General features: G+C 73.2%; 14 protein-coding genes and 1 tRNA gene. 4 read left to right on the top strand and 11 right to left on the bottom strand.

The window, feature by feature from the left end; genetic code table 11:
* The first annotated feature begins 178 nt into the window (after nucleotides 1-178).
* Nucleotides 179-1,012, top strand: coding sequence for a DUF1206 domain-containing protein (locus tag V6D49_RS12320; RefSeq protein WP_340559529.1), 834 nt, complete (start codon nucleotides 179-181; stop codon nucleotides 1,010-1,012).
* Between the two features lie 105 nt (nucleotides 1,013-1,117).
* On the opposite strand, the gene V6D49_RS12315 is transcribed toward V6D49_RS12320, so the two are convergent.
* Nucleotides 1,118-2,614, bottom strand: coding sequence for an aminopeptidase P family protein (locus tag V6D49_RS12315; protein ID WP_340559528.1), 1,497 nt, complete (start codon nucleotides 2,612-2,614; stop codon nucleotides 1,118-1,120).
* A 92-nt stretch (nucleotides 2,615-2,706) separates the two neighbouring features.
* Nucleotides 2,707-4,254, bottom strand: coding sequence for a PP2C family protein-serine/threonine phosphatase (locus V6D49_RS12310; RefSeq protein ID WP_340559527.1), 1,548 nt, complete (start codon nucleotides 4,252-4,254; stop codon nucleotides 2,707-2,709).
* Between the two features lie 549 nt (nucleotides 4,255-4,803).
* Here V6D49_RS12310 and V6D49_RS12305 point away from each other — a divergent pair.
* Nucleotides 4,804-5,523: a bifunctional DNA primase/polymerase gene (locus V6D49_RS12305; protein WP_340559525.1), complete on the top strand. Its 720-nt coding sequence runs from the start codon at nucleotides 4,804-4,806 to the stop codon at nucleotides 5,521-5,523.
* 292 nt (nucleotides 5,524-5,815) lie between these two features.
* On the opposite strand, the gene V6D49_RS12300 is transcribed toward V6D49_RS12305, so the two are convergent.
* From V6D49_RS12300 to V6D49_RS12290, 3 genes are all read right to left on the bottom strand, one after another.
* A complete protein-coding gene (locus tag V6D49_RS12300; protein ID WP_340559523.1) occupies nucleotides 5,816-6,784 on the bottom strand; it encodes a DUF5926 family protein in 969 nt (322 codons plus the stop codon).
* A gap of 187 nt (nucleotides 6,785-6,971) precedes the next feature.
* Nucleotides 6,972-7,511 (bottom strand): ATP-binding protein, encoded by a 540-nt coding sequence (locus V6D49_RS12295; RefSeq protein WP_340559522.1) that lies wholly within the window; start codon nucleotides 7,509-7,511, stop codon nucleotides 6,972-6,974.
* A 197-nt stretch (nucleotides 7,512-7,708) separates the two neighbouring features.
* Nucleotides 7,709-8,494, bottom strand: a complete 786-nt coding sequence (locus tag V6D49_RS12290) for a glycerophosphodiester phosphodiesterase (protein WP_340559521.1) — start codon at nucleotides 8,492-8,494, stop codon at nucleotides 7,709-7,711.
* Between the two features lie 237 nt (nucleotides 8,495-8,731).
* Here V6D49_RS12290 and V6D49_RS12285 point away from each other — a divergent pair, with 237 nt between their 5' ends.
* Together V6D49_RS12285 and V6D49_RS12280 are read left to right on the top strand one after the other, a co-directional pair.
* A complete protein-coding gene (locus V6D49_RS12285; RefSeq protein WP_340559519.1) occupies nucleotides 8,732-10,447 on the top strand; it encodes a S1C family serine protease in 1,716 nt (571 codons plus the stop codon).
* A 46-nt stretch (nucleotides 10,448-10,493) separates the two neighbouring features.
* Nucleotides 10,494-10,580, top strand: a tRNA-Ser gene (locus V6D49_RS12280).
* A 135-nt stretch (nucleotides 10,581-10,715) separates the two neighbouring features.
* On the opposite strand, the gene V6D49_RS12275 is transcribed toward V6D49_RS12280, so the two are convergent.
* The 6 genes from V6D49_RS12275 to V6D49_RS12250 all read right to left on the bottom strand — a co-directional run bounded on the left by V6D49_RS12275 (nucleotide 10,716) and on the right by V6D49_RS12250 (nucleotide 15,774).
* The gene (locus V6D49_RS12275; RefSeq protein WP_340559517.1) at nucleotides 10,716-12,092 is read right to left on the bottom strand and encodes a tyrosine-type recombinase/integrase; all 1,377 of its coding nucleotides are present in this window, start codon (nucleotides 12,090-12,092) and stop codon (nucleotides 10,716-10,718) included.
* 58 nt (nucleotides 12,093-12,150) lie between these two features.
* The gene (locus V6D49_RS12270) at nucleotides 12,151-12,339 is read right to left on the bottom strand and encodes a helix-turn-helix transcriptional regulator (RefSeq protein WP_340559515.1); all 189 of its coding nucleotides are present in this window, start codon (nucleotides 12,337-12,339) and stop codon (nucleotides 12,151-12,153) included.
* A 455-nt stretch (nucleotides 12,340-12,794) separates the two neighbouring features.
* On the bottom strand, nucleotides 12,795-14,270 hold the full coding sequence (locus V6D49_RS12265) for an ATP-binding protein (protein ID WP_340559513.1): 1,476 nt from the start codon (nucleotides 14,268-14,270) through the stop codon (nucleotides 12,795-12,797).
* A gap of 3 nt (nucleotides 14,271-14,273) precedes the next feature.
* Nucleotides 14,274-15,119 carry a bifunctional DNA primase/polymerase gene (locus V6D49_RS12260; RefSeq protein ID WP_340559512.1) on the bottom strand — a complete coding sequence of 282 codons (846 nt, stop codon included), beginning with the start codon at nucleotides 15,117-15,119 and terminating at the stop codon, nucleotides 14,274-14,276.
* A 77-nt stretch (nucleotides 15,120-15,196) separates the two neighbouring features.
* Nucleotides 15,197-15,367: a hypothetical protein gene (locus V6D49_RS12255; protein WP_340564354.1), complete on the bottom strand. Its 171-nt coding sequence runs from the start codon at nucleotides 15,365-15,367 to the stop codon at nucleotides 15,197-15,199.
* Between the two features lie 23 nt (nucleotides 15,368-15,390).
* Entirely contained in the window at nucleotides 15,391-15,774 is a 384-nt protein-coding gene (locus V6D49_RS12250; protein ID WP_340564351.1) for a hypothetical protein, read from the bottom strand.
* Nucleotides 15,775-15,873: the final 99 nt, after the last annotated feature.

Genomic DNA, 15,873 nt, shown 5'->3' with positions numbered 1-15,873 from the left:
TGCCATGTCACCCGCTGCGACACCCCGGGACCACCGGACGTGCTCCGTTCAGGCGAGCCCCGGGGAGCGGCGGGCCGGGCGGGTGCGGCGTTTCCGGCGGGGCCGCCGGGGCAGACGCAGCTCTGCACCGGCGCGGCACAGGCATACCGCGCCGCACCACCACAGGGAGGGCCGCCGGATGAGTGTCGGGACCGCTGCGCGGAAGGGCCGGGCCGCCGCCCGACGCACGGCCGGGAGTTCCGCGATGGACGCCGCCGCCCGCTGGGGCCTGGCCGCCCGTGGCGTGATCTACCTGCTCGTCGGGCTGCTGGCGCTCCAGATCGCCTTCGGAGGCGGCGGGGAGGAGGCGGACCAGTCGGGGGCGCTGCGGCAGGTCGCCGAGCAGCCCTTCGGCCGCGTCGTCGTGTGGGCGATCGGCCTCGGACTCGTCGGCATGGCGGTGTGGCGCCTGGCCGAGGCGCTGTTCGGCGCGGCGGGGAGCGGCGGCCGGAAGCCGTCCCGGCGGCTCGTGTCGGCGGCCCGCTTCGCCGTCTACACGGTGCTCGCCACCTCCGTCCTGCTGTTCGCGGCCGGGGAGAAGGGCAGTGGCTCCAGCGACGAGCAGTCGCAGGACCTCACCGCACGGGCCCTGGAGCTTCCGGCGGGCCGGTGGCTGGTGGGCGCCGCGTGCCTCGTGGTCGTGGGCGCCGGGTGCTACATCGCCTGGAAGGGGCTGAAGCGGAAGTTCCGGGAGGAGCTGAAACGTTCGGCCATGTCGCGCACCACGCGCCGCACGGTCGACGTGCTCGGCGTCGCGGGCAGCGTGAGCCGGGGGGCCGTCTTCATCGTGGCCGGTGTCTTCCTCGGCCGGGCGGCGCTGGCCTCCGACGCCGACCAGGCCAAGGGCGTCGACCAGACCCTGCGCTCGTTCGCCGACACCCCGGCGGGTCCCTGGCTGCTGGTGGCGGTCTCCGTCGGCCTCGCCCTCTTCGGCGCCTTCTCCCTGGCGCTGGCCCGCTGGAGCCGCGTCTGACCCCGCCCCGTGCCGACCCCGCGCGGAGACCCCCGACATGCGGAGGGCCCGGCCGATCTCCCGGCCGGGCCCTCCCTGACGGGACGGTCCCCGTCCGCAGGCGGCTCAGCCGCGCAGGCGGGCCATCCACGCCTCGACGTCGGCCGAGGTGCGCGGCAGCCCCGCCGACATGTTCCGGTTGCCGTCCTCGGTGACGAGGATGTCGTCCTCGATGCGGACGCCGATGCCCCGGTACTCCTCGGGCACGGTCAGGTCGTCCGGCTGGAAGTACAGGCCGGGCTCCACGGTCAGGCACATGCCCGGCTCCAGCGTGCCCTCCGCGTAGAACTCGCGGCGGGCGGCGGCGCAGTCGTGCACGTCGAGGCCGAGCATGTGGCCGGTGCCGTGCAACGTCCACCGGCGCTGGAGACCCAGCTCTAGAACCCGCTCCACCGGGCCCTCCAGCAGTCCCCACTCGACCAGCTTCTCCGCCAGGACCCGCTGGGCGGCGTGGTGGAAGTCCAGGTACTTCGCGCCGGGCCGCACGGCCGCGATCCCCGCCTCCTGCGCCTCGTACACCGCGTCGTAGATCGTGCGCTGGAGCTCGGTGAACGTGCCGTTCACCGGCATCGTGCGCGTGACGTCGGCCGTGTACAGGGTGTGCGTCTCGACGCCGGCGTCGAGCAGCAGCAGGTCGCCCGAGCGCACCGGTCCGTCGTTGCGCACCCAGTGCAGGGTCGTGGCGTGCGGACCGGCGGCGCAGATCGAGCCGTACCCGATGTCGTTGCCCTCGACGCGGGCGCGCAGGAAGAACGTTCCCTCGATGTAGCGCTCGGACGTGGCCTCCGCCTTGTCGAGCACCCGGACGACGTCCTCGAAGCCGCGCACCGTGGAGTCCACGGCCTTCTGCAGCTCGCCGACCTCGAAGTCGTCCTTCACGAGCCGCGCCTCGGAGAGGTGAACCCGCAGCTCCTCGTCCCGCTCGGCCGTGACCTTGTCGGTGAGCGCCTTCTCCACCTCCGCGTCGTGGCCGCGCACGACGCGCACGGGGCCGGTGGCCTCCCGCAGCTTCCCGGCGACCTCGCGGACGTCCGCGCACGGCAGGCCGTACAGCTGCTCGCCCTCGGTCAGGCTGTTGCGCCGGCCGACCCACAGCTCGCCCTGGCCGTCCAGCCAGAACTCGCCGTTCTCCCGGTTCGAGCGGGGCAGCAGGTAGAGCGTCGCGTCGTGGCCGCCCTCCGGCCGGGGCTCCATGACGAGGACGCTGTCCTCCGTCTGGTTCCCGGTGAGGTAGACGTACTCCACCGACGCACGGAAGGGGTACTCCGTGTCGTTGGAGCGGGTCTTGAGCCGTCCGGCCGGGACGACCAGCCGCTCGCCGGGGAAGCGCTCGGACAGCGCCGCTCGGCGGCGGGCGGTCTGCCCGGCCTGCTCGATGGGTTCGAGGTCACGCCGCTCGGTGTCGGCCCACCCCGACTTCATGTTCTCCGCGAGCTCGTCGGACACACCGGGTTCCAGACTGTTCTTCCGTCCCTCGTTCGGCTGCTCGTCTTCCGGGGTCTCCGGCGACTGCTGCTCGGCCACGTCGCTGCCTCCTTGCGTACGGACTGAAGCCGCGTCCATCGTATGTCCGAACGACGGGCGACCCCAGGGGACGACCGTTCACGAACCGAGGGCCACCGGGACGCTCCGCAGCGTGGTCGGGCGGCGCGTGCTCAGAAGCCGGCGGCCAGCAGGACGACGTCCTCCTCGCTGTCCGTGTCGTCCGCCAGACCGTCCGGCAGGACGGTGTGCAGCACGTGGTCGGCCAGCCTCTCCGGGTCCTCGCGGACGGACGGCGGCGCCGCGGCGGCCGCGGCGTGCAGCCGGGCGAACGCCCGGTCCATGGGCTCACCGGTGCGCTGCACGAGCCCGTCGCTGTACAGGAGGAGCGTTTCACCCGCCGCGAGACTCAGCTCCACGCTCGGCGCCTCCCAGCACGTCAGCATGCCCAGCGGGGCGGAGAGCGTCGTCTCGGCGAACTCGCACCGCGTCGGCCCCACGATCAGCGGCGGGCAGTGCCCCGCCCCGGCCAGGGTGACGCGTCCCTCCGCCGGCTCGGCGTAGCCGAACAGCGCCGTGGCGCAGCGGGCGGGCTCGGTCACCCGCAGCAGCAGCTCCAGGTCGGACAGGACGGCGACCGGGTCCTCGCCCTCCATGACCGCGTAGGCCCGCAGCGACGCGCGTAGCCGGCCCATGACGGCGACGGCGCCGGGCCCGGTCTCGCTCACCCCGCCCACGGAGAGCCCGAGCGCGCCCTCGGGCAGCGGGAGGACGTCGTACCAGTCCCCACCACCGCGTGGCCCCGTGCGGTGGCGCACCGCCGTCCGCACGCCCGGCACCCTCGGCAGCCGGGCGGGCAGCAGCTCCTCGCGGACCGCCGCGACCGCGCTGTGGGCGCGGGCCAGCTCCAGGTGGCGGGCGAGGTGCTCGCCCGCGCAGCGCAGGTAGAGGTGCAGCAGGTGCCGCTGGCGTTCCGAGGGGCGGCCCGGCTCCGCGTACAGCCAGACCGCCGTGCCGAGCGCGGGCGTGGGCCCGGCGGCCAGCCGTACGGCGTGGCTGGCGGCGAAGCCCAGCCGTGCGGCGACCTCCCGGTGCCGGGGGCCCGTGCCCTCGGCCCGCGCGAGGTCGGTATGGGTGACGGCCACGCCCGGGACCGTCTCCAACTGCCCGAGCTCGGCGCGGTCGAGGCCGAGCCCGACGGTCGTCCGGGGGCCCAGGCCGTCGTCCGGCTCCAGGGACAGCAGACCGCGCCGGGCTCCGAGGAGGGCGGCGCCGCCGCGCAGCGTCTCGTGCAGCGCGGCGTCGAGCGTCCCGCTGCGGGCGAGCCGCTCCGTCAGGTCGTGCAGCGTGCTGAGGTCGGCGATCCAGCCGGCGAGCCGGTCCTGCGCGGCGGCGAGCCGCTCGACGGGATGACCGAGGGGGTCCGGCGCCTCGTCGGCGGCGCCGTGCGACGGGGGCCGGGAGGCGGCGTGCGCGGCCGGGCCCGGACTCCCCGGTGACCGGACGAGCGCCGAACTCCCGGACGTGGTGGGCGGGTCAGTGTGCTCCGGCGACGTCGAGGGCGGATTGATTCCGGCCACTTTCGACGTATGGGGCGTACTCATGAGAAGCAGCTCCCGCCAGGGGTGAATTCTCGCAAGAGCATCGCAAACCCCCATGTCGTGCTGCTCTGCTACCAATGCCTCCAGATGTACACGTCGCGGCGACGGGATGTCCAGCATTGCCCGGTTGGGTGCGGTGGTGTCCAGGAGGTCCGGGGCCGGGGGGTGACGCTCTCAGTCTCCCGCAGATTGGCTGAAAATGTACCCTGCTTGCGCATATTCACGGTCGACTGGCCTGGCTCAGCAGCGGTCGCACGGCTGCACCGGGTACGCATGAACACGGCGGACGCGGGCAGTTGGCGCCATGTGGAACCTGACGACGAGGCTGCACGTCGTAGTCGGTGAGGCGCGGTCGGCCCGGTGGACCGGTCGCCCGGCCTCCCGAGTGGCGAAAACGCAGGGCATCAGGCACGTTCGGATCGAACGCACAACCCAGCACGACGAGAGCGCAAGCGCCACGCGCGCGCCACCCCCCGCCACGTTCCACGCCCGGCCCCGGCATGATGCGCTGCCTTGCACGCGCGGTGACGGGATCCGGACCCAGTGCAGCAGTACCGGCGATGCGGCAGAACGCCCGGCGCATCACGCAGTACGGCACGACGCAAAGCGACAGCCTTCCTTCGTCGAGCTGTCGGTGTTTACGGACGTTACGGAAAGGAACGAGCGCTCATGCGCGAGATCCTCGGAAGGCGACGTGTCACTCGATGGGCGCGGCGTACGGCCGCGCTGACCTGCGCCACCCGGTGGCGATGGCCGGTGGTCCCCGGCGTCGAGACGCGGACCCCGCCCTGGCGGCCGTCACGGCAGCTGCGGCAGGCCGTCGGTGCCGCGCGGGGGAACGGTTCCGGACGGCGCACCGACGCGACAATGGCCTGTTCGTGCCCGCTGCCGGAGTGCGCCGTACCCGGCGCGCACCCCCTGGACCCCCCGCTGCTCGCCGCCACGACCGACGCCCGCATGGTGCGCTGGTGGTGGACGAACCGTCCCGGCGCGGCCCTCCTCCTGGCCACCGGCGGCCGGGCGCCGTGCGCGCTGAGCCTCCCGCTGGAGGCCGGCGTCGGGGCGCTGGAGGCGTGCGACCGGCTGGGCCTGCGGACCGGGCCCGCGCTGGCCACCCCGACCCGCGTCGCCCTGCTCGTCCGGCCGTACGACCTGGCCGAACTCGGGGAACTGCTGTACGCGCGGGACTGGGTGCCCAGCTCCCTGCGCTTTCACGGGGAGGGCGGCTACGTGCCGCTGCCCCCCACACAGTTGCCCGCCGGGCCGGTGCGCTGGCTGCGTCCGCCGGAGGGCGACGTGCCGTACCTGCCCGGCACGGAGCCGCTGCTCGACGTCCTGGTGGACGCCGGTAGGGCCGCTCCGGACGGTGGTGACCGCCTCGCGCACTGAGGGGCGCGAGGGGGCGGCCCGGGGCGCACGCGGTGCGTCCGGGGCGCGTCCGGGCATGAGAAAACCCGGTCGCTGGCGACGGGGGATGCACCAGCGACCGGGCTCTGAGAACGGTAACAAGACTTGGGCCGTTCGCAAATCCCGCACTCCTTTTCAGCCCCGTACTGCGGGCCTGAAAAGGGGAGTTGTGACGAGGGTCACAAGTAATTGAGTGTTCAACGGCGTCGCCGCCGGGCGGACGCGCGCCGCCGCGCGTCCGCCGCCCGCCACGGGCCGCCGGTGACGCCCCCGCTCAACTCAGCGTGATCTGCCGGTTGGTCAGCCCGCTGCGCGCCCGCCGTTCGTCCGCCGTGAGCGGCCCGTCGTCGGCCAGCGCGTCACCCAGCCGCTCCGCGAACGCCTGCGCGGGCTTCTCGCACTCCTCGGCGGTCATCGCGCCCGGCAGGTCCCACACCGGCACCATCAGACCGTGCGCGCGGAACGAGCCCACCAGCCGCGTGCCGTCGCCCAGCCCGGACGCGCCTGCGGCGTGCAGCCTGGCCAGCGCGTTCATCAGCCGCTCCTCGGAGTGCGGCATGACCCAGCGCAGGTGGTTCTTCTCCGGCGTGCGGCACCAGTAGGCCGCCTCCACGCCGGTGAGCCGAGCGGTCGGCAGCGCGGCGGCGTTGGCCCGCTCCAACGAGGCCGCCACCTCGCCGCTCGCGCTCTCGGCGTCCGGCAGCCAGAACTCGAAACCCTCGTGCACCTCCGGGACGAACGCCGCCGCCGGGTCCAGCAGATCCTGCAACCGCGGCCCGCCGCTCTCCGCGCGCTCCGCCGGCACCGGCTGCCCGGGCTCGGACGTCAGCGCACGCCGCAGGACGTCCGCCAGGTCGCGGCTCAGGTCGCCCGAGGCCGTGTCGTTCTGCAGCCCGATCATCACCGCGCCGTCGTCGCGCCGCAGCGCCGGCCAGGCCATCGGCAGCACCGTCGCCAGCGTGAGGGAGGGGACGCCGTCGGGCAGACCGTCGGCCAACGTCAACGGGACCGTCGCGGCGGGGACCAGCTCGCGCAGCGCGACCCAGTCGCACTCACCGGCCAGGCCCTCGAAGGGCCGCTGCACCAGCTCCGTCGCCGCCTGCGCCGCCGCGCGCCCGTGGCACGCCTTGTAGCGGCGTCCCGAACCGCACGGGCACGGTTCCCGCGCACCGACGACCGGGACCTCCCCGTCGACGAGTTGCGGCTTCGCGGACTGGGGCTGGGGACGGCGCTTCTTGGCCATGAGGCGGATTCTCCGTGCGTCACACTGGCGGACAGACTGACCGGCAGCGCTGGGGCCCGGCCGGCGCTTCAAACCGTACGCCGTTCCCGCCGTCGTCGGGTATTCCCCGCGCAGAGGAGGGCTTCCCCCGGGCCGGTCGCCGCTCGGGCCCCGCCAGGACAGGAAGCCGCCCGGGCAGGCCGCCGCGTCAGACGCCGATGCCGTCCAGCCCCTCGAACCCGTCCAGGCCCTCGATGCCGCCCCGCCCCGTCGGCACACCTGTCGGCGCGTGCGCCGCGCCCTTCGCGCCCGCGCCGAACTCCGGGCGCCCCACCACGGCCCAGACCGTGACGGCCTCCTGCTCCACGTCCTCCCGCACACCCCAGGCCTGCGCGAGCGTCGTGATGATGGAGAGCCCGCGCCCCCCTCGGGCCGTGACCGAGGGCGTCGCGGGCAGCGGGCGCGTCGGCCCGCCCCCGTCCGTGACGGAGATCGTGACCTCCCCGGCGACACCCCGGTGCCAGCCCGCCCGCACCGACTCGTCCGGCGGCAGCGGACGTGCGTGCCGGGCCGCGTTGCTCAGCAGCTCCGAGAGGATCAGCACGGCGTCGTCCACGACCGTGTCGGGCGTCCCGGAGGCGCGCAGCTCGTCCCGCATCCGCCGTCTCGCCGGGCCGACGCCGACGGGACCGTGGGGAACGGCCATCGTCGAAGACGTCGGCACTTCCTGTGCCACCACGAATGCCACCCCCGTACCTCCTTCGCCCCACGCAACGTCATGAATGCCCTCTCGGCACAGGGCGGAAACCGACCCGTGCCCGAGTATTGACGCATTACTCACGAAGCGGTACCCACCGAATGCGCCGGTGCACTCCCCGTGAGTAACCCGCGCCGGTGGTCTTGACAAACGTCGCCGAAGCGACCGCCGTCACCCCGTCCCGGCGCTCACCTGCGACCCAGGACCCGCAGCTGGTCGATGACCTGACGCGGCCGGTTGGTGATGATCGCGTCGACGTCCAGCCGCGCGCACAGCTCCACGTCCACCGGATCGTCCACCGTCCACACGTGCACCTGGTGCCCGGCGCGCTGAGCGCGGATGACGTAGTCCGGGTGGTTGCGGATGATCCGCATGCCCGGCCCGGTGATCCCCACGCCCGGCGGCAGCCGCCCCTCGCGGTGGCGCGGCAGCAGGAACTGCATCAGGTACACCGTCGGGACCTGCGGGAGCGCCCTGCGCACCCGGTGCAGCGACCGCGCCGAGAAGCTCATCACCCGCACCGACTCCGTCAACTCGTACTCCCGCACCAGCGCCACCAGCCGGTCCTCCACCTGCCCCGCCCAACGCGTCGGGTGCTTGGTCTCGATGGCGAGCTCCACCCGGCGCCCCGCCTGCTCGGACTCCTTCACCAGCCGGAGCAACCGCTCCAGCGTCAGCACCGAACGGCCGTGCCGGTCCATGGACTCGGGCTTCTCGTACGGGTCCTTCCACGAGCCGAAGTCCAGCGCCGCGAGATCGGCCAGCTCCAGCGTCGACACCGCGCCCCGGCCGTTGGACACCCGGTCGACGCGGCGGTCGTGCACGCACACCAGATGCCCGTCGGCCGTGAGCCGGACGTCGCACTCCAGGCCGTCGGCGCCGTGCTCGATGGCCATCCGGTAGGCGGCGAGCGTGTGCTCCGGGGCGTCCTCGGACGCGCCGCGGTGCGCTATGACGGAAACAGGACGTCGCACGCTGACATCGTGCCACCCCACGCCACCCTCCCGTACCGTCCGTGGCCGGGCACGATGTGCGGCGCGTAAAGGAGCGGCCGCAGGGTAGCCGCATGGCTTACGCCGCCCTGACGTCCTATGGGCAAAGCTGTCTGCACACTGGAACCGGGGCCGCAGCGCCGCCGGCTCCGTGCGGCGCCACCGCGTCCCACACCGGTGGTGACCGCGAAGGCGACGACTGGAACCGAGGAGACTGCTGTGAACACCGAGCACGAGGGCGTGGACCGATCGGCTGAGGAGCGCCGCGCCGGCCGGCCGTCGGCCTCCGGCGACCACGTGCCCCCGGCGGCGTCCCCCGACGCTCCGCAGCGGCCCGCATCCGACGACGCGACGGCGCCGCTCCCGGCCACCGAAGCCGCTCCCGAAGCCACCGACGCGGCCGGTCCGCCCGCTCCGGGGCCGGACTCCGCCCCCGCCCCCGCGCCTCCCGCCGCGCCCCCGGCCGCGCCGGGTTCCACGGTCCCCGCCGAGGCGTGGCAGCAGCACCCGGCCCCGGCGGCCCAGCAGCCCACGGCCGGCTGGGGCCCGCCCCCGGCCTCCCCGACGCCCCCGCCGGGCACCCCGGGCGCGTCCTCTGGTGACACCCCGCCCCCCACCACCCCGCCCCCCGGCCACGCCCACGGCCCGAACGACCCGGGCCCCGGCGGCCCCGGCTACGGCGGCCACGGGGGGGCCGGTGGCCCCGGCCACGGCGGCCCCGGCCACGGGCCCGGGGGCCACGGCGGTCCCGGGGGCCACGGCCCGACCCAGCCGTGGGGGGCCCCGCTGCCTCCGCCCCCGGCCCCCCGCAAGCGCCGCGGCCCGCTGATCGCCGCGGCCCTGGTGGGCGCCCTCCTCATCGGCGGCGTCGGCGGCGGCGTCGGATACTGGGCGGCCGACCGCACCAGCGGCTCCTCCTCCGAGACCGTCGAGTCACCCGCGCGCGACGGGCGCCAGGCCCTCAACCGCCCGCCGGACTCCGTCGCCGGCATCGCCGACGAGGCCCTGCCGAGCGTCGTCACCATCCAGGTCAACGGCGGCAGCGACAGCCAGGGCGGCGGCACCGGCACCGGCTTCGTCTTCGACAAGCAGGGCCACATCCTGACGAACAACCACGTGGTCGCCAGCGCTGCCGACGGCGCCGAGCTCACCGTCGTCTTCTCCGACGGCAAGCAGTACGACGCCGAGGTCGTCGGCCGCGCCGAGGGGTACGACATCGCCGTCATCAAGCTCACCGACCCCGAGGGCGTCACCCTCACCCCGCTCCCCCTCGGCGACTCCGACGACGTGGCCGTCGGCGACTCGACGATCGCCATCGGCGCGCCCTTCGGTCTCTCCGGCACCGTGACCACCGGCATCGTCTCCGCGCTCAACCGCCCCGTCGCCTCCAGCGACGCCCAGGGCTCCTCGGCCTCCTACATGAGCGCCCTCCAGACCGACGCCTCGATCAACCCCGGCAACTCCGGCGGCCCGCTCCTCAACGCGGACGGCGAGGTCATCGGCGTCAACTCCGCCATCCAGTCCACGGGCGGCGGCCCGATGGAGGGCCCGGCCGGCAGCATCGGCCTCGGCTTCGCCATCCCCGTCGACCAGGCCAAGCGCGTCGCCCAGACCCTCATCGAGACCGGCCGCCCGGTCTACCCGATCATCGGCGCCACCGTCGACATGCGGCAGGGCAACGACGGCGCCGTCATCTCCGAACGCGGCGAGGGCGACTCCGAGGCCCTCACCCCGGGCGGCCCGGCGGACGAGGCCGGCCTCCGGCCGGGCGACGTCATCACCAAGTTCGACGGCGCCCCGATCGACAGCGGCCCGACCCTCATCAGCGAGATCTGGACCCACACGCCCGGCGACAAGGTCACCCTGACCTACGAGCGCGACGGCAAGCAGAACCAGATCGAACTGACCCTGGGCGAGCGCGTCGGCGACGGCTGACCGGTTAGGCTGTTCCCGCGCCGCGCAGCGCACCCGCGTGGCGCGGGGAGGTGTGCCCGAGCGGCCGAAGGGAACGGTCTTGAAAACCGTCGTGGCAGCGATGTCACCGTGGGTTCAAATCCCACCGCCTCCGCCCAGGTCGTAGAACGCCCAGCTCAGAAGGGGTGCCCGTCCACGACGGGCACCCCTTCGGCGTTCACCCTGTCTCACTCTGATTCGCCGGTATCCCACTCCTGACCAGTGCGTGCGGCCAACCTGCGGCCAGGAATCAGGGCCCCTCCGGGCCGCCCTCGTGCTCCGCCAAACCCTGCTCGATCAGGGCGTTCATCCTGTCCTCCTCACCGTCCAGAACCTTGGCGTAGTAGCGCTGGAGTACGGCGACGCTCTGTCCCGCGCGGCGGGCTGTCTCGGCCAGGCTCACCCCAGAGCGGAGCCAGAAGGACACGCACGCATGCCGCAGGTCGTACGGGATCGCGGCCAGCGGGGAAGCGATCTGCGCGGGTGTGAGCGCCTTCCGGCGGGCCTCCTTCCACACAGCGCCGTACTCCTGCGACCGGACCGGACCACCCCGCACGGCGCTGAACAGTCGCCCGTCGGTCGTGGCCCCGGAGGCTTCCAGGTGATCGCGCAGGATGCCGACCAGCACGGGCGGAATGGGCACCGGGCGGACCGCACGGTGGGCCCGGTGCTTCAATTGCCGCTCCTCGTACGGCTTGCCGTCGTCCGTCCACGCCGACCCGACCTGTGGCCGTGCACCGGCGAGCATGAGTCGGCCCCATCCTTCCTGGGGAAGGTCGCACTGGTCGGCACTGAGCATCGATACCTCCTCGGGTCGCATCGCCGCGTAGTAGATGCACGCGAAGAACGCGACCAGGTGGGCACCCCGGGGCCCCTGCGCGCGGACCGCGTCCAAGAGGGACCGAGCCTGAGCCGGGGTGGCGACGCTCCGCACGTCCAGTTCCTCTGCGGCTTTGGGCGTTTCCCAGTGGACGCGATGCAGCGGGTTTCCGGGCAGAAGCTCGTGCTCGACGGCCAGTCGCAGGCAGTTGCTCAGCACGGCGCGACGCCGTCGGAACGTGTTCGCGGCGGCGGGCTTCCCGTCTTGCCGCTTGGCCAAGTGCTCAAGCACCATGCGCACGCGCTTGGCGCTGTCCAGTTCGGCCACGGTCGGTGCGTTGCGTTCCACCCACGTCAGTGCTTTGGCTTCCTGCTCCGGGGGCTTCTGCTCGTGGCGTCCGGCGTTGAATGCCCACTGGTAGAGGGCCCTGCGCAAGAGGTCGTCCGCAGGGCGGCCCTTCCCCTCCGGACACAGCGCCATCGTGGCGATGGTGAGGCTTTCGGCGATGCTGGCCCGGTGCTTGGCCGCTGCCGCCGGCCACTTCCGGGCCGCGTGCGCACGGGCATGGGCATACCAGCTCGTACGGTTCCGCTCACGCACTTCCGTAACGGGAAGCCCGGATTCGGTGTCGAACGGCTCGCCCTTGCGCGTCGCGGTCAGCAGCTCCGCGCGGCGTGCGTCGGCGAGCGTCTTGGTGGCGAACTTCTCCTGATACTCCTTGCCGTTCACCTGCCATCGCAGTTGGAACGGTGCAGCCTTGCTCTGGCGCTTTCGAATACTCCAAATGCGCACGTCGTAGCTGTGCATAGTTCTCCTCATGAGGGAGAGCCCCCGCCGCAGCGGGGGCTCTCGGAATGGACCAGATTCAGGCGGCGCTTTCGTCGCACTGCCCCCACCAGGCGTCGAGGTCTGCCCGGCTCACGCGGATCTGTCCGTTGGGCAGTTTCCGGAGCCGAGGGGCCTGTCCCCTGGCGCGCATGCGGTAGAAGGCGGCGCGGCTCATGCCGATCTCGTCGAGGACTTCGGGGAGTTTGAGCATCTGCGGACGGGCCATGGGGAGATCCCTTCGGGTGTCGCGGCGCTCTCTTGAGTTGGGTTGTGTGTCCGAGGTGGGGTTTTCTGCGTCACCGCGTCATCTGCGTCACGTGTGGTGTCTGACCTGCAGGTTTGTGGTGACGCAGGGCGTTGGGGTGCGTCATGGGGTGACGCGGGCGTGCGTCACGGGGGTGACGCGGGTGACGCGGGGTGACGCAGCCTGTTGGTGGTGCGTCACCGTTGTTGCGGCTGGTCAGGGGCCGGTTTGGGTGTGTGGGTGACGCGGGTGACGCAGGGTCTCTTCTCTTCGGACAAAAGAAGGGTGGGGTTCTGTTGTGGTGCGTCGTGCGGTGTTGATGAAGGAGCCGCTTCGCGGCGCGTCCATCGCAGGGCGGCGTTGCCGCCGGACAAGCAAGAGGAGCACCTCCCCCGGGTGGCGCCGGGTGCTCTTCTTGCTTGTTCCGTTGGTGCCGGTCAGTGCATCGGGTCCTGCTGGTGCGGCGGCGGCTCGGGCCGTCGGGTCATCTCGATGTAGCGCCCGTGCTTGGTGCGGCCCCAGTCGATGAGGACGCCCCGGGCGCCGAGGGTGGGCTGAAGGCGCTTGAGACGGTCGGAGAGGACCTTGCCCGTGGTCGGCCACCCCTTCGGCAGGGGGCGGCAGTCTTCGCCGGTGTAGAGGCCGCTGAGGAGGTGCAGCCATTCCGAGGACGTCATCCGCACCTCCGCGCCCGGGGCGAGCCCGGTGGCGTGCTTGAGGACGGTCTGAGCGAGGAGGTCGCCTTCAATGACGTCGTCGTTGAGGTCGTCCAGGCTGGCCCGGTAGGCGTCCAGCGCTCGCAGCCCGGTCGCGGCGTCGAGCTGGGCGCACAGGTGCGCGAAGTCGGCCATCCGCAGATCGGTGGGGATGTCCGCCTCGGCGGCCCGGACCTTGACGGTCAGGTCCAGCACTGAGCCCAGGATGACGGGCAGGGCCTCTTGGAACTCCGCCCACAGTTCCGCCTCGGTGCGCCGCACCCGGGGCCGCTCCAACCGCAGGGGCAGGAGCCGTTCCGCGAGGTCGGGGCGGATGACGCCGACGTCGATGCCGGTCAGCAGGAGCGGGCGGCGGTAGCGGGCGCGGACGACGTCGCCGTCGGTGTAGAGGGCGCGTTTGATGGTCTCGGCCCCGGTGACGATGCAGCACATCAGGTCGGAGAGGTCCGGCGCCAGGTGGGACAGGTTGTCCAGGGCGGTGACCCATCCGGCGGCGACGGCCGCGATCAGGTTCTCCTCATCCTTCGGGGCGCGGCGCAGGTCGCCGCTCATGCCCTCGATGATCCGCAGGAGCATCCGCCCGCCGGTGGACTTCCCCGCACCCTGCGGGCCGGTCAGGAACGGGGCGGGGACGGGCACGGACGGGCCCAGGCAGCCGATCAGCCAGGCGATGGCCAGGCACTCGGTCTCGGCGCTGGCGAAGTTGCACAACCTGAGCAGCAGGTCGATGCCCTTGCCGTCGGTGTCCTTCTCCGGCAGGGGGAGTTCGCCGGTGAGCTGGGTGCGCCGCCAGCACACCTCACGCGGGTCCGGGGTGGTGATGTCCCAGCCGGTGGGGTGGATGCGCACCGAGCGTCCGTCGTCGCGCCCCAGGTCCAGCCACGTCGCGCCGTCGAACCCGGGCGCCACCCGGATGTGGACGGGCTGGACGTCCTGGTTGAGGGCGAGTGCTTCGATCAAGTCGAGTGCCTCCTTGAGGGCGGTTCCGTTGAAGACGCCGTGCCCGTCGTGGAAGAGGCCGACCATGAGTTCCTGACGGTGGCTGCCCGTCGTCCCCTGGGAACGGATCGGACGCGCCACCGGGTGGCCGTTGCGCTGGGCGTAGACGGTGCCGTCGGCGGTGCGGAAGTACCGGAAGTGCTGGCGTGCGAAGTCGGTGATGACGTCGCGGGCCGGGGTCTTGTCGTCGTCGGCCATGGCTCACAGCCCCAATCGAGTGCGGGCGTTGGTCCAGGCGTCCGCGCAGTGCCGGGCGCTTTCGCCCTTGACCTGAGCGGCGGTGAACAGCCGCGCGATGTGGCCCTCGGTCAGGCAGCCGCACCGGCCGTGCGCGGACAGCACCGCCAGAAACGTGCGATAGACCGTGGCGTGCACCGCGCTGGACGCGCCGCTGATCCGCTGCTCCGCCATGGCGATGCCGCGCTCAAGGTAGGTCGGCGTGCGGTGCCGGCACTCCCCGCCCGAGCCCGGGGCGGGCACGGTGACCACCGGGCGGGCCGGGGGCGGCTCCTTCACCACCAGCGCACACACGGCCTCGGGCAGCGGCGCCAGGGCGCCGGTTCCGGGCCCCAGCCACCGGGCGTAGGCAGCGGCGGACTTCAGGTCTACCCCGGGCCGCACCCCGTTGGCCGACCGCATCGAGCCCCGGTAGATCCAGTGCTCACCCCGGGTCGTGGCCACCGTCCGGGTCGGCGGGAGGGTGGCGCGGGCCCATGCGATGGCGGCGGCGTCGTCGAGGTCCACGACGGTCACCCCGGCGCCGCCGGGGTGGTAGGCGACGGCGGCGGCCTGCTGCCATGCGGGCGCCCACGCTGGTGAGGTGAGGGTGTCCGGGTCGGTGGTGGCGGCGGCCCAGCCGTGACACGGGGCCGTGCACTGGCAGGGCCCTGCGGCCTTCATGTGCGGCCGGTCCCCGCACCGGCCGCCGGCACAGGACGGGCAGTTGCCTACCGGCAGCTTGCCTGCCCGCAGGGGCAGGACGGGGAGGCCACGCGCGGCCAGGTCCAAGGCTTCGTGTAGGAGCGCGGGGTGGGGATCATGGGGCATGCTGGGTTTCTCCTGTCCCTTCGGGGGTGGGTGGGGCGGCCCGGTCTTTGGTGAGAGTGGGGCCGCCCCGTGTTGTGTCAGGCGGCGTCGTCCAGCCCGTGGGGTTGGGCGGCGCTGTCGGTGTGTTGGGTGAGGGCGTGTAGGGCGGCGGTGGCCTGTTGGGGGACGACGCCGTTGCCCAGGGCTTGGAGTTGCGCGGTGCGGGAGAGTCCGGGGACGTCGGTGACGTGGCCGGCGGGCAGGCCCATGAGCCATTCCACGAAGGGCGGGTTCAGCCGTCCCACAGCGTCAACTGGCCCGGGTGGTCGCCGTCCGACGACGGTGGTCCATCGGGCGATGGCCGGGCTGTAGACGCCCCATTCCGGTGCGTGGGCGGCAGCGCCACATCGGCCCGGTTGTCCCGCTGGTCCGGTCCCGTGTTGCGGTCGTCCGTCGCACGTGAGGTCGGCAGGAGCTTGGCGAAGGACAGGTCGGACAGGGTGGGTGAGGTGCTGCGCGGGTTGCGGGCTGTTGCCTGTCTGGCTCCCTTGGAGTCGCCGACCACGGGTGTGGGCAGCAGGGAGACGGTGTGCCGCAGGTTCATCCCGCCGCGTGCCCGGTGGCCGGTGCCGTTCGCTTCCGACGTCGAGGGGGTGGGCAGCAGGGAGGCCACCACGGGGAGGGAGTCGGTGAAGCCCCGGCCCTTGGCGTCCCGTGCTCTGGGGGTGGGTAGGCCAGGCGAGGACGAACAGGCGCTTGCGCTGGTGTGCGGCGC

The organism is Streptomyces sp. GSL17-111 (assembly GCF_037911585.1).
Lineage (GTDB): Bacteria > Actinomycetota > Actinomycetes > Streptomycetales > Streptomycetaceae > Streptomyces.
Note: the sequence above shows the minus strand (reverse complement) of the source record. Positions and strands in the feature narration are given on the sequence as shown.